This window comes from Streptomyces tricolor (genome assembly GCF_002155905.1).
Lineage (GTDB): Bacteria > Actinomycetota > Actinomycetes > Streptomycetales > Streptomycetaceae > Streptomyces > Streptomyces tricolor.
The window spans coordinates 1-11,995 of sequence record NZ_MUMF01000664.1 but is presented as its reverse complement, the minus strand read 5'-3'; the positions used below and the strand labels follow the sequence as shown (position 1 = coordinate 11,995).

The following is an 11,995-nucleotide window of genomic DNA, read 5'->3' as shown; positions in this document are numbered from 1 at the left end:
ACGCCGTCCGCCCCGGCGCCTGGATCGACCTGCGCACCGAGTTCGGGGCCCGTTCGGTGGTCTGGTGGCTGAACGGCGAGGAGGTGTTCGTGGACGGGCGGGGTGTCGGGCACCGGTGGCACGCCCATCTCATCGTCAATCTCTCGGTGAGCGCGGGCCGTTACCACCCGCGGCCCGCGGCCGAGACGACCGAGATGTCGTTCGAGGTCGCGGACCTGGTCGTACGGCGTCCTTACGGGAGCCGGCCGCACGGCGGGGACGCCGCAAGCGGCTAGCGGACGGAACCCGTCCCGTCGCCCCCTCGCCGGTCCCCCTGCTCCTGCTCCCTCTCCTTCTCGCGCTCCTCCCGGCCGACGCCGCGCAGCGGCTCGCCGGCCACGGTGCCGTCCTCGGGCTGGTAGCCCTCCTTCGCGCTCGCCGTGCCCGGGACCGACCGTTCACGAGCCTGGCTCTCGCCGCCCGAGTGTGCTCCGGGCTCCTCGTCGCCGCGGGCCCGGGCGTACGGGTCGGCGGGCTTGTCGGTGTGTTCCGTCATGGCCGTCCTCACCGTCCTTGATCCGCTCGTCGACCCGCCGGGTTCCCCCCGGCCGGTCGGGGAAACGGGAACGGACGCGGTGCCGCGGTGGTGCGCTGACAGGCACGGACCGGTGCACGCACACGTCATCCGCGACACCTCACCACTCCTAGCGTGGAGGCGCCCGCTGCTCACCTGCAGAGAAGGAACGACATGACCAGCCGTACGACGACGCGGACGCGCACCGGTCTCCTGGCCACGGCGGTGGCCGCCGCCCTCGCCGTCACCGCCACCGGCCCGGCCGGCGCCGCTCCGGTCTCCACGAACGGCCCGGCAGCCGCCGTACGCTTCGTCGCGCACCTGGACCTGAACGACGGGCAGCGACCGGAGAACATCACCCTGGAGCCCGGCGGCGGTGCCGTCGTCACCTTCGCCTACAGCCGCCAGGTCGCCCGCATCACCCCCGACGGCCGGGTGCACGTCCTCACGACGCTGCCCGAGCCGCCCGCCGGCTCCGTCACGCCAGCCCTCACCTCGCCCTTCCTCGGCGGCGTCGTCCGCACCCACGACGGGACGCTGTACTTCCTGTACGCCACCGGCAGCAGCGACCTGACCGGTCTGTGGCGCCTGCGTCCGGGCGGCACCCCGCAGCGCATCGCCGCGCTCCCGGCCGACGGCCTGCCCAACGGCCTGGCCCTGGACGAGCGCGGAGGGCTGCTCTACGCGGCGGACTCGGTCCTGGGCACGATCTGGCGCGTGCCGGTCAGCGGCGGGACCCCCACCGCGTGGTCGACCGCACCCGAGCTGGCCGCCGACGGGTTTCTGGGCGCCAACGGCATCAAGGTCCACGACGGCGCGGTCTGGGTGTCCAACCTGGACCGGGGGACCGTGCTGCGCGTTCCGGTCACCCGCCGCGGCACGGCCGGTCCGGTGCAGACCCGGGCCACCGGGCTGGTCGACATCGACGACTTCGCGTTCACCGGCCGCGGCGACACCCTGCTGGCCGCGATCAACAAGGACAACGAGGTCGCCAGGGTCGAGCCCGGCGGCCGGCACACCGTCGTGCTCACCGCCGCCGACGGTCTGCAGGGCCCGACCTCGCTCGCCGTACGCGGCAGCACGGCCTACGTCGCCAGCGCCGCGTACTTCACCGACGACGACCCCAACCTCCTGTCCGCCCGGATCGTCCCCGGCGCGTAGGCCCGCAGCGTTCCTCGTCGCCGGGCCGGGGCACGCCCGCGCTGTGTGGTCAGGACGCCTCGTCCCGGTCGGACGCCGGCCAGATGTAGGGCAGGTCGTCGGGGACGCCCGGGAAGACGGGCGCGTAGGTCTCCCGGTCCTTGCGGACGAGCGCGGACCGGTGGCTGCGGTGGAAGGCCTCGTCACCGAGCCACGGCGGCAGTTCCCCGGCGGCGGCGAGAGCGGCCTGGTCGCGCACGTGGGCGTCCGGACGGTGTGCGGCGTATCCGGCGATCAGTGAGGCGGCGCAGCTGTCCTGGTGGCCCTGCTCCCGCCACACGCGGCAGATCTCGAGGCCGTAGCGGACCAGGGCCTCCTCGTACCCGTGCCACATCCGTACGGCCGGGTGCCTGCGCCAGCCGTATCCGGGGACGGTGAGGCCGCGCAGCACCTGGAGCGCCTCGACCCGCTGCTTGCCCAGGCGACGGCGGTCCAGGAGCAGGGCGGAACGCCGGAAGTCGGCATCGGGGAGGAAGGTCTGCATGGGTGCCGTCCTGGGCTGGGCAGGGGGCGGGTGAGGTGTTCCCCGCCGCGCGCCGGCTCGGCACGCGGCGCCCCCGGGAGGCGCGGGTCAGGGCTCCACGGCCGGGGGGCACGCCGTGTGGTCCGGGTGCCCGGGGGTGCGGCGGGACTCCTTCAGCTCCGCCTCGTACAAGTGCTCCCGGCCCTGGGCGAGTTCCCTCACCACGGCGCGCTCAAGCTCCAGGAACGGCCGGTAGTAGGTCTCGTTGTAGGCCTCCAGGATCTGGAAGGTCCAGTGCCCCGGGATCACGTTGCGGCCCATGATCTCGGCCTCGACCATGTCCGCCCACTCGGTGTGCCCGGCCTCGCGCAGCAGCAGGACGGCCCGGTCCAGTTCCCGGTCGGCCCCGCCGGTGAGCTGGTGGAAGCTGTAGAGGTGGCCGCGGGCGCGCTCGGTGGTCTCCAGCGCCTTCGACAGCGATCCGAGGGCCTCCACGGTCAGGTCGTCGACCCCCTCGGGGCGGCGGTGCCGGGGGTCGGGGCCGTCCTCGTACTCGTTCATGGCACTCCCTGGATGCTGTGGCCGGATGCCTGCCGGGTATCTCTTCCCGTTGCGCCGGGCGACCGGATGCACCGTCGGCCGGACGTGTGATCACCGCGTCATCCCCCTTCGTGAAGTGGGGTGTTTCCTGCCTTACTCCAGGTAGGGCTTGCGAGCCGTCGGGGGACGTGTGATCGAATCTGCCGATGCGTACCCCCCACACGAAGACGCATCGACCCCTCCAGGGCCGGCCACCCGCAGAGGACGGCGCTCCGGCCGCGCACGGCGACGACGCCGGGAGGCCCCGGACGCCCCCCGGCCACAGGCGGCGCGGTCGCCGCCGCAACCGTGCCACCGGACTGCCCACCGTGACGAAGGCTCTCGTCTGGGTGCTCACCCTCGGCTGCCTCGTCACGCTGGCCGACCGCTGGGCGGTGCTGTACGCCGAACGGCAGGCCGCCGAGCGCCTGAAGGACCACCTGCACCTGGCTGCCGCCCCCGAGGTACGGATCGGCGGCTTCCCGTTTCTGACGCAGCTGGCCGCGGGGCGCCTGGACTCGGTCCGGATCACGGTGCCGGACGTACCGGCCCGCCGGGTCGCCCTCACCCAGGTCACCGCCACGGCTCACGGCATACGCATCCGCGGCGACGCGCCCACCGCGGTGCGCGGCGCGCTCGTCCCCCAGGTACAGGGGGATGTGCTGCTGTCGTTCGCCGACATGAACCGTCAGCTGGGCGCCTCGGAGGTGTCCTTCAGCGCCGGCGGGCCGGGCCGGGTCCGGGCACGCGGCGCGCTGCGTGTCGCGGGACACGACGTGCGCGTGCGCGCCGACGCCCGGGTCCGCCGCGACGGGCAGCGCGGCATCGCCACCGCCGTGGAGGGCATACGGCTGGACATCGGCGACCTCGCGACGTACCGGCCCGGCACCGGGCCGAGCGAGGGTCTCCATCTGACCCGGGCCTCGGCACGCCGGATCACGCGGGAGGCGGGCAAGATCAAGGCGTTGCTGGGCGTCCCGGAGATCGCGCGCCGTCTGGGCGTACCGGACGGCACGGTGCGCGCCGCGCTGCGCGACGAGGACCGGCTGCACCGGCTCACCGGCGCGCCGCGGTTCCTGCGCGGCCTGACCGGGGTGAACCTCGTGGACACCGCGCTGGCCCATCCGGCGCTCCTGAAGCGGCTGGGGCTCGATCCGTCCCTGTTCACCGCCCTGACCCGGCTCACCCGGCCCCGGATCGCCGACCGCTTCGCCTTCTCCTTCCAGCTCCCGGAGCCGCCCTCGGGTTCCCTGCGGCTGCGCCAGGTGACCGTGGGCCGGGACGGCATCCACGCCGATGTGCGGGGGACGGGACTCCTGCTGGGCGGCTGAGGCGCCCCCCTCAGAGGCGGGCGGCCGGGGCGCGGGTCACACTCGGTCCTCGGGCGGGAGCGGCACGGGATAGGGCTCGCCGAAGTCGGCCGACCGGCTCACCTTCTCCCAGGCCGTCGCCTCCGCGAGCCGGCGGCGGGAGTGGTCCACCGCCATGGTCACGGCGTTCACGCCGAGCAGGAGGTGGCCGGGGACCTGGTCGCGCCGCACGGTTCGCACGATGATCTCGGCGGCGCGGCGGGGGTCCCCGGCCGCGCCGTCCGTGCCCTGTCGTACCCGCCGGTTCATGGCGCCCACGGTCTCGTCGTAGGCGTCGGGGATGGCGTGCACCGTCATGGAGGAGCCGGCCCAGTCGGTGGCGAAGCCGCTCGGCTCGACCACCATGACCCGCACGCCGAACGGGGCGGTCTCCGCGGCCAGGACGCGGCTGAAGCCGTCGACCGCGAACTTGGCCGCCTGGTACGAGGCGATGCCCGGCGATCCGCCGACCCGGCCGCCGATGGAGGAGAACTGCACGACGGTGCCCGAACCCTGCCGGCGCAGGGTGGGCAGGGCGGCCTTGGTGACGTGGTAGACGCCCCAGAAGTTGGTCTCGAACTGGGCGCGGAAGTCGTCGTCGTCCGCCGTCTCGATGGGCGAGACGTTCGCGTACCCCGCGTTGTTCACGAGGACGTCGATGCGTCCGAAGTGGGCGACCGCCGCCTCGACGGCCTCGCGGGCCGCGTCCGCGCTGGTGACGTCCAGGGCGAGGGGAAGGACGCGGTCGCCGTGCTCGCGGAACGCTTCCGCGAGCGTCTCGGGGCGGCGGGCGGTGGCCACGACGCGCTCGCCCGCCTCCAGGGCGGCGGCGACCAGGGCACGGCCGAGGCCGCGCGACGAACCGGTGATGAACCAGACCTGTGGATCCTGTGCGCTCATACGGGTTAGTACAACACCGTTCTCTTATTAACGCAACGCCGTTCTGTTAACGGTTCCTATGATGTTCCCCATGAGTGACCCTGCCTTTCAGCGTGCGCGCAGCGCCGAGGCCAAACAGGCCCGGGAACAGGCGATCCTGGACGCGGCCCGCACGCTCGGTGCGCAACGCGGCGTACGGGACGTCACCCTCACCGACATCGCCACGGCCGTGGGCATGCACAAGTCGGCGCTGCTGCGCTACTTCGAGACGAGGGAGCAGATCTTCCTCGCACTGACCGCGGAAGGCTGGCGGCAGTGGTCCGCCGACCTGCGCGAGGACCTCGCGCGCCGGGCGCACGCCACACCCGCCGAGGTCGCCGCGGCCATCGCCGGGTCACTGGCGGGGCGCCCCCTGTTCTGCGACCTGCTCGCCCAGGCCCCGCTCAACCTCGAACGCAACGTGTCGATCGAATCGGTGCGCTCCTTCAAGCTGGTCACGCTCCACGAGATCGAACTGATCGGCGCCGAGCTGGACCGGCTCCTCGGGCTGAGCGAGCTCCAGACCGTGGACACGATCGCGACGGCGACCGGCATGGCCGGAGCCCTGTGGCAGATGGCCACCCCCGGGCCGCGCCTGCGGGAGCTGTACACGAGCGACCCCCGGCTGGGCCATGCCGTCGTGGAGGTGGAGCCCCGCCTCGACCGCGTCCTCACCGCCTATCTCACCGGACTCGTCACGGCACCGGCCACCACCGTCTGAGCACCGCCCGGCCCCCGGGAGCAGGCTGGGCAGGTGTGCCCGTACCGGGCGGGGGAACTTGGTTCGACCGGGTGGCGGCCCTGGCGAGAGGAGTCCAGGTGACAGCGGCGGCAGCGGCGGCGGACGGTCGGGGCCCGGACGCTCAGGAGAGCGGGTACCGACCGGATCCGCACCGGTGGCGGGCCCTGTGGGTCACCCTGGTGGCCGGCTTCATGAGCCTGCTGGACGTGACCATCGTGGCGGTCGCCCTGCCCACCATCCAGCGCGACCTGCACGCCTCCCCCGCCCAGGTGCAGTGGGTGGTCTCCGGATACGCCCTGGCCTTCGCCCTCGCCCTGGTCACCGCCGGCCGCCTCGGCGACGCCCTGGACCGGCGCCGGATCTTCCTGCTGGCCCTCAGCAGCTTCGTGCTGTGCAGCGCGGCCTGCGGAGCCGCCCCCGACATCACGCTGCTGGTGGTGGCCCGCCTCGCCCAGGGGCTGGCGGCCGGCTTCATGGCGCCGCAGAACTCGGCGCTGATCCAGCAGATGTTCCGCGGCGCCGAGCGCGGGCGCGCCTTCGGCTTCTTCGGTGCCACCGTCGGCATCTCCTCGGCCGCCGGCCCCCTCACCGGCGGCGCCATCCTCGCGCTCGCCGACGGCGCCCAGGGCTGGCGGTGGATCTTCTACGTCAACGTGCCCATCGGCATCCTCGCCGTCCTCCTCGGCCGCCGCCTGCTCCCCCGCACCCGACGCTCCGAGCGGGGGCACATGGACCTGGCCGGCGTGCTGCTGCTCGGCCTCGGCGTCCTCGCGTTCATGTATCCGCTGGTCCAGGCGGACGCCGGCGGCCTCGGCCGGCTGTGGTGGCTGTTCCCGGCCGGTGCCGCGCTGCTCGCCCTCTTCACCCGGCGACAGCGCCGTCTCGTCGCGCGCGGCGCCGAGCCGCTGCTCGACCCGCGCCTGTTCACCACCGTGCGCGGTTACGCCGTCGGCGCCGGCATCGGCACCCTGTACTTCATCGGCTTCAGCGGCGTCTGGCTGGTCTTCGCCCTCTTCTACCAGCACGGCCTCGGCTTCTCCCCGCTCAGGTCCGGCCTGGCCGTGACCCCCTTCGCGCTCGGCTCGGCGAGCGCGGCCGTGGTCGCCGGGCGGCTGGTGGAGCGGTTCGGCCGCCTGCTTACCGTGTGCGGGCTCGCGGGCGTGATCCTGGGCCTGGGCGGCACGGTGCTGCTGCTCCGGTTCGCGCCCCTGGCCGACGCGCCCTGGCTCGCCGCTCCGGCCCTGTTCCTCGGCGGCATCGGCGGCGGCTTCGTGGTCTCCCCCAACATCACGATGACCCTGCGGGACGTGCCCGTACGCATGGCGGGCGCGGCCGGCGGCGCCCTGCAGACCGGGCAGCGGCTGGGCGCCGCGCTGGGGACCGCCGCCCTGCCCGGCCTCTTCTACCTGGTGCTCGGCAGGAGTCACGACTATCGCGGCGCGCTCGTCACCGCGCTCGGCGCCGCCCTCGCCGGCATGCTGGCGTCCCTGGCGCTCGCGACGGCCGACTGGCGGCGCGACCGACGGACGGGCGCGGGGCGCCGGACGTGCCCGGAGGAGGTCGCCAACGACCCGGTGCACGCCCGGCAGACCTGACGCGTCAGGTCCATCAGGGTGGCCCGGGGCCGTGTCGGACGGCCCGCCGCGTGAACCGTTGGCCATGCTGGGCCGGAAGCGGCCCCCCTGAGCGGCGACAAGGAGCACTGATGGCGAAGGACCCCGTGGAACGTTTCCTGGCGGCGCTGGATCCGGACCACCGAGAGGCCATCGGCGCGAAGCCGCGCGAGGAACAGGAGCAACTCGCCGCGGCCTGGGAACGGGAACTGGAGTCGGACGACGAGCTGGACACGCTCGACGAGTTGTCCCCGCCGGCGGCGGAGGCCGAGGCGGCCCGCCGCGTCCTGAACCGCGAAGCCGGTTAGCGGGGCCTGGACCGTGAAGCCGGCCGACGCGGCCCGGACCGGGAAGCCGGTCAGCGCGCCACCCCCTACGGCTCCGGTCGGCTCCGCGCTAGGGTCGGCCGGATGACACTCTCCCGGCGAGAACGAGAGCAGTTCCTGGCGGAGCCGCACATCGGCGCACTGTCGGTCGTCGAACAACCGGACCGCGCTCCGCTGACGGTGCCCATCTGGTACCAGTACACCCCGGGCGGCGAGCTGTGGGTGCGCACCGGGCCCGATTCGCGCAAGGCGCGGGCGATCCGCTCCGCGGGACGCTTCAGCCTGATGGTGCAGCGCACGGAACCCACCGTGCGCTATGTGTGCGTGGAGGGACCGGTCACCGGGACGGCGCCGGACAGCCGCGAACTGTCCTGGGAGATGGCCGCGCGCTACCTCCCCGAGGACAAGGTCGCCGCGTTCGTGGAGTACGACCGCGCCCGGCTCGGCGAGCACGTCGTCATCCGCATGCGGCCGGAGCACTGGGTCTGCGCCGACCTCGGAGCGTTCTGACGCCTCCGTTCCGAGGCGGCCCGGTCCTCGACGTGCGACGGGCGGCCGACGGCCTTTCACTCGCAGGAGGGGACCGACCCCGAGGGTGAGCAGGGAGGCTGCGGCGTGTCCGGACAGGTGAGGCGAAGTGCGACGGCGGCTGTGCTGGCGGCCCTGACGGCCGTGGCGGGAAGCGGTTGCTCGGACGACGGCGGCCCGGCGTCGGACGCCGCGAGCAAGGCGGCCTCGGCAGCCGCCTCCGTGGGCTCCCGGGCGGCGGAGGGCCTGGCATCGGCGACCGCCGAGGCCAAACGCAGGCTGGACTCGGTCAAGGGCGGCGTCGACGCCAAGAAGGATGTGAAGCTCGGTGCCACGGGGACGGACGACCGCGGGCGCAGCACCGTCACCGTGACGGCGGACAACACCGCGGACACGAAGAAGTCCTTCGCCGTGCAGGTCGACTTCCGCGACGCGGGCGGGAACCTGCTCGACGTGGTCGTGGTGACGATCCCCGACGTGGCGGCCGGAAAGTCCGGCACCGCGACGGCGCGCAGCACGCACAAGCTGGCCGGACCGGTGACGGCCGGCCTGGGGACCGCCCTGCGGTACTGACGGCGCCACGCGCACCCACGACCGCCGGCCGCTAGCCGTCCTCCCGGTGCAGTTCCAGGCTCGTCGCCAGGTGGACCTGGGCCGTCACCCAGCGCGGGGCGGCGGCCGGGGCGCCCTCGTCGTGGAGGGTGCGGGCCAGGTCGTCCAGGAGGCGGGCCGCCGACTCCAGGCCGGTGCGGCGCAGGCGGGCCGCGCTCCCGGCGAGGGCGGTCCGGGTCGCGGGGGTCAGGTGGCGCAGACCTTGGTGGGCCGCCTCCGCCAGCGTCGTGAGCGCCGCCTCCAGGGCCGCTGTGATCGGGTCGGCCGACGGCCGCGCGGCCGTGCCGAGCGTGGCGCCGCCCGCGCCGGGGGCCAGGTCGGGGACGGTCACGCCCTCGGCGGTCAGTACGGCGAGCGGGTCCAGCACGGTACGGCCGCGGGCCCGGCCCAGCGTGCCGCTGACGGCGCGGACCGTGTCGTCGTTCAGAGCGGCGGCCAGGGAGTCGAGGCCGCCGGGGCACAGCGGGTTGTACTCGGCGTGGACGTGGACGCCGTTGCCCGCCGGGTCGCGGAGCACCGCTTCGAGGCGCTGCGCGGCCGGGTCGTAGCCGATCTCGTCGACGGCCTCCACCATGATCACGCGTACGGCGTCCGCCTCGACCCGCGGGCGGATCAGCCGCGGCGGGCGCTCGCCCCTCGCCCGCAGGTGGGCGGCGGTGTCGCGGACCAAGAGGCTCTCGGGGAGTTCCGTCCAGGCCGAGCCGACCGGCGTGATGCTCGTCGCGGCGATCCGGCCGCGGGAGAGGACGACCGTGCGGTCGGCGGCACGCGTGGTGTGCTCGCTGACGACGTTCGCGGTGGCCAGCGCGTGCAGCGGGGAGCCGAGCAGGCGGCGCGTCGCCAGGTCGTGCCCCGTGGGTGACCGGTCCTCCGCCACGTCCCAGCGTGTGCGCAGGACCAGGGCGATGCCGGCGTCCGCGTGCGCGAAGTACGTCTCGGCCGTGCGGTCCCGGACGCTGCCGCCGATCCGGCAGCCGAGCGCCACCAGGCGCACCCGCCGCAGTGGGGTCGTCGCCGCCTCCGCGGTGCCCAGCACCCCGGCCGGGTCGTGGCCGGCGGCGCGGTGCCGGGCGTGGAGTTCGGCGAGGAGCAGGGCCAGGCGTTCGGGGGTGTGGCGGGTGGCGCGGGCGGTGTACGCGTCGAGTTGTTCCCGCAGGTCGGCCACCGCGCCGGCGGGCCAGTGCAGGGAGGTGGCGGCCAGGGCCCGTTCGACGCGGCGGAGGGAGCCGGTGAACACCGGGCCCGCTTGCCGCACGCCGTCCAGGAGGAGTTCGTCGGCGAGCGCCACGGCGGCGCGCAGCGCCTCATCGGCAGCGGTCGTGGGAGCCGTACGGCCGCTCGCGGCACGGCCGCCGACGGTCACCTCCGTTCTCTGTTCGGCGTCCGCGGCGCGAAAGGCCCACACGGCCAGGATGATGACCTCGCCGCGCAGTGCGGTGGCCGCGTCGGTGAGGGCGTAGCCCAGCTCGTGCGGGACCGGGAAGCGGACGGTGCAGCTGGGCAGCTCCACGCGGGGCGCCGGGTCCTCGGCGGTGGGGCGGTGCACGCGGGCCGAGTAGCCGCGGGCGCGGGTGCGGTGGGCGGCGGTCAGGGCGGTGCGGCCCAGCGCGGCGGCCAGCGCGTCGTCGTCGAACTCACCGGGTGACCAGTCCGCCGACGGCTCGTCGGCCGTCGGCGCCGCCTCGTCGGGCGCGCCGCGCTGGTAGGCCAGCACCAGTGCGATCCGGTGCCGGCACATCCCCGCCGCGGGGCAGGTGCAGTCGGCCGCGTCCAGGCCGCGGCCCGGGGGCAGCGCGGTCGCGGTGCCGTCCGGGAAGGTGCCGCGTACGGTGCCGTCGGCGCCGACGGTCACCTCGGGGCCGGAGCCGGCCGCCACGTCCTTGTCGGCGCGCTTGATCAGGCCCCGGTTGGCGAGCGAGGCGAGCGTGTCGGGTGTCAGGGCCAGCAGGTCGGAGCGGGTCATCGGGTCTGCCCTCCGCCGCCGATCCGCTCCGCGACGAACTCCGCGAGCCGGCCCGGCGTCATCGCCCCCACCGGCGCGCCCGCCGCGGCCAGTCGTCCGGCCAGGTCCCGGTCGTAGGCGGGGTCGGCGGCCTCGTCCAGGGCGGCCAGGCACAGCACGGTCGTGCCCTGCTCGACCAGCTGCCGCACGGTGCGCACCAGGCGGAACGGGTCGCCGCCCTCGTAGAAGTCGGAGATGAGGGCGACGATCGTCCGCCGCGGGTTCTCCACGAGGGAGGCGGCGTAGTCGACGGCGCGGGCGATGTCGGTGCCGCCGCCGAGCTGGACCCGCATCAGCAGCTCCACCGGGTCCGTCACCTCCGAGGTCAGATCCACCACCGCGGTGTCGAAGGCGACCAGATGGGTCTTCAGGCCCGGCAGGCTCCACAGGCAGGCGGCCGTGACCGCCGAGTGGATCACCGAGCCGGCCATGGACCCCGACTGGTCCACCAGCAGGACCAGCTGCCAGTGCTCCAGGTGGCGGCGGGTGCGGGAGTGGAAGTGCGGGCGCTGGATGAGGACGCGGCGTTCCTCGGGCTGGTAGTGGGCGAGGTTGGCGCGGATGGTGGTGCGGAAGTCGAAGTCGCGGGCGAGCGGCAGGCGGCTGGGGCGGCGGGAACGGGAGCCGGTGAACGCCCGGCGCACCTCCGGCCGGAGCCGCTCCATCAGCTGCCGTACGACCGTTTCGACGATGCGCCGGGCCGCCGCCAGCACCTGGGGGTTCATCAGGTGCTTGGTGCGCAGGACGGCGCGCAGCAGGGTCTGGCTGGGCTCGACGCGGGCGAGGACGTCCGGGTCGGTGACGATCTCGTGGATCTCGTACCGCTCCACCGCGTCGCGTTCCAGCCGCTCCACGGTCTCCTTCGGGAAGAGCCGGTGGATGTCGTCGAGCCAGTCCACCGCGGTCGGCTGGGACGGTCCGCCGCCGCCCTCCCGGGAGTCGGCCGCCGCGCGGCGCACCCCGCGGCGGCGCAGGTCCTCGTCGCGGCCGTACAGCCACTCCAGCGCGGCGTCCCGGGCCGCGGACGCGCCGTGCAGGGGGCCGGTGCAGCGCTCGGCGGCGACACCGAGCACAAGCCGCCAGCGCTCAAGACCGGGGTCGGGGGTGGGT

The 11,995-nt window shown here is 74.6% G+C and carries 13 protein-coding genes and 1 pseudogene; 8 read left to right on the top strand and 6 right to left on the bottom strand.

The genetic code is table 11. From position 1 onward, the window contains the following. A pseudogene (locus CCN44_RS36865) lies at nt 1-275 on the top strand (beta-glucanase); the annotation flags it as partial. Here the strand turns inward: CCN44_RS36865 and CCN44_RS36860 are convergent. Then, the gene (locus tag CCN44_RS36860) at nt 272-535 is read right to left on the bottom strand and encodes a hypothetical protein (RefSeq protein ID WP_086703051.1); all 264 of its coding nucleotides are present in this window, start codon (nt 533-535) and stop codon (nt 272-274) included. The pseudogene CCN44_RS36865 and the gene CCN44_RS36860 overlap by 4 nt on opposite strands. A gap of 192 nt (nt 536-727) precedes the next feature. Between CCN44_RS36860 and CCN44_RS36855 the strand changes: the two genes are divergently transcribed. Further along, nucleotides 728-1,714 carry an SMP-30/gluconolactonase/LRE family protein gene (locus CCN44_RS36855; RefSeq protein WP_059255851.1) on the top strand — a complete coding sequence of 329 codons (987 nt, stop codon included), beginning with the start codon at nt 728-730 and terminating at the stop codon, nt 1,712-1,714. A 49-nt stretch (nt 1,715-1,763) separates the two neighbouring features. Here CCN44_RS36855 and CCN44_RS36850 read toward each other — a convergent pair whose 3' ends face one another. Both CCN44_RS36850 and CCN44_RS36845 read right to left on the bottom strand, forming a co-directional pair. Continuing rightward, nucleotides 1,764-2,237, bottom strand: coding sequence for an MSMEG_6728 family protein (locus CCN44_RS36850; RefSeq protein WP_086703048.1), 474 nt, complete (start codon nt 2,235-2,237; stop codon nt 1,764-1,766). 87 nt (nt 2,238-2,324) lie between these two features. Then, nucleotides 2,325-2,777 carry a hypothetical protein gene (locus CCN44_RS36845; protein ID WP_059255855.1) on the bottom strand — a complete coding sequence of 151 codons (453 nt, stop codon included), beginning with the start codon at nt 2,775-2,777 and terminating at the stop codon, nt 2,325-2,327. 347 nt (nt 2,778-3,124) lie between these two features. Here CCN44_RS36845 and CCN44_RS36840 point away from each other — a divergent pair, with 347 nt between their 5' ends. Next, nucleotides 3,125-4,126 (top strand): LmeA family phospholipid-binding protein, encoded by a 1,002-nt coding sequence (locus CCN44_RS36840; protein WP_308406481.1) that lies wholly within the window; start codon nt 3,125-3,127, stop codon nt 4,124-4,126. 36 nt (nt 4,127-4,162) lie between these two features. Here CCN44_RS36840 and CCN44_RS36835 read toward each other — a convergent pair whose 3' ends face one another. Further along, nucleotides 4,163-5,044, bottom strand: coding sequence for an SDR family NAD(P)-dependent oxidoreductase (locus CCN44_RS36835; protein ID WP_086703043.1), 882 nt, complete (start codon nt 5,042-5,044; stop codon nt 4,163-4,165). Between the two features lie 70 nt (nt 5,045-5,114). On the opposite strand from CCN44_RS36835, the gene CCN44_RS36830 reads away from it, so the two are divergent. The 5 genes from CCN44_RS36830 to CCN44_RS36810 all read left to right on the top strand — a co-directional run bounded on the left by CCN44_RS36830 (nt 5,115) and on the right by CCN44_RS36810 (nt 8,844). Further along, the gene (locus CCN44_RS36830; RefSeq protein WP_059256455.1) at nt 5,115-5,783 is read left to right on the top strand and encodes a TetR/AcrR family transcriptional regulator; all 669 of its coding nucleotides are present in this window, start codon (nt 5,115-5,117) and stop codon (nt 5,781-5,783) included. A gap of 98 nt (nt 5,784-5,881) precedes the next feature. Beyond that, nucleotides 5,882-7,399: an MFS transporter gene (locus tag CCN44_RS36825; RefSeq protein WP_086703040.1), complete on the top strand. Its 1,518-nt coding sequence runs from the start codon at nt 5,882-5,884 to the stop codon at nt 7,397-7,399. A 110-nt stretch (nt 7,400-7,509) separates the two neighbouring features. Next, nucleotides 7,510-7,725, top strand: coding sequence for a hypothetical protein (locus tag CCN44_RS36820; RefSeq protein WP_086703037.1), 216 nt, complete (start codon nt 7,510-7,512; stop codon nt 7,723-7,725). Nucleotides 7,726-7,827: 102 nt separating this feature from the next. Then, the gene (locus tag CCN44_RS36815; protein WP_086703034.1) at nt 7,828-8,253 is read left to right on the top strand and encodes a pyridoxamine 5'-phosphate oxidase family protein; all 426 of its coding nucleotides are present in this window, start codon (nt 7,828-7,830) and stop codon (nt 8,251-8,253) included. A gap of 105 nt (nt 8,254-8,358) precedes the next feature. Further along, nucleotides 8,359-8,844 carry a hypothetical protein gene (locus CCN44_RS36810; protein WP_237482444.1) on the top strand — a complete coding sequence of 162 codons (486 nt, stop codon included), beginning with the start codon at nt 8,359-8,361 and terminating at the stop codon, nt 8,842-8,844. Nucleotides 8,845-8,875: 31 nt separating this feature from the next. Here the strand turns inward: CCN44_RS36810 and CCN44_RS36805 are convergent, their stop codons facing one another. Beyond that, entirely contained in the window at nt 8,876-10,846 is a 1,971-nt protein-coding gene (locus tag CCN44_RS36805) for an SWIM zinc finger family protein (RefSeq protein WP_086703031.1), read from the bottom strand. Further along, nucleotides 10,843-11,995, bottom strand: a 1,153-nt coding sequence (locus CCN44_RS36800; RefSeq protein ID WP_208639919.1) for a VWA domain-containing protein, incomplete at its 5' end; no start/stop codon positions are given. The genes CCN44_RS36800 and CCN44_RS36805, both read right to left, overlap by 4 nt.

Coding starts and splice junctions, on each gene's coding strand:
- CCN44_RS36805 (WP_086703031.1), bottom strand. CDS start 10,846: ATGACCCGCTCCGACCTGCTGGCCCTGACACCCGACACGCTCGCCTCG.
- CCN44_RS36830 (WP_059256455.1), top strand. CDS start 5,115: ATGAGTGACCCTGCCTTTCAGCGTGCGCGCAGCGCCGAGGCCAAACAG.
- CCN44_RS36815 (WP_086703034.1), top strand. CDS start 7,828: ATGACACTCTCCCGGCGAGAACGAGAGCAGTTCCTGGCGGAGCCGCAC.
- CCN44_RS36845 (WP_059255855.1), bottom strand. CDS start 2,777: ATGAACGAGTACGAGGACGGCCCCGACCCCCGGCACCGCCGCCCCGAG.
- CCN44_RS36850 (WP_086703048.1), bottom strand. CDS start 2,237: ATGCAGACCTTCCTCCCCGATGCCGACTTCCGGCGTTCCGCCCTGCTC.
- CCN44_RS36820 (WP_086703037.1), top strand. CDS start 7,510: ATGGCGAAGGACCCCGTGGAACGTTTCCTGGCGGCGCTGGATCCGGAC.
- CCN44_RS36855 (WP_059255851.1), top strand. CDS start 728: ATGACCAGCCGTACGACGACGCGGACGCGCACCGGTCTCCTGGCCACG.
- CCN44_RS36835 (WP_086703043.1), bottom strand. CDS start 5,044: ATGAGCGCACAGGATCCACAGGTCTGGTTCATCACCGGTTCGTCGCGC.
- CCN44_RS36860 (WP_086703051.1), bottom strand. CDS start 535: ATGACGGAACACACCGACAAGCCCGCCGACCCGTACGCCCGGGCCCGC.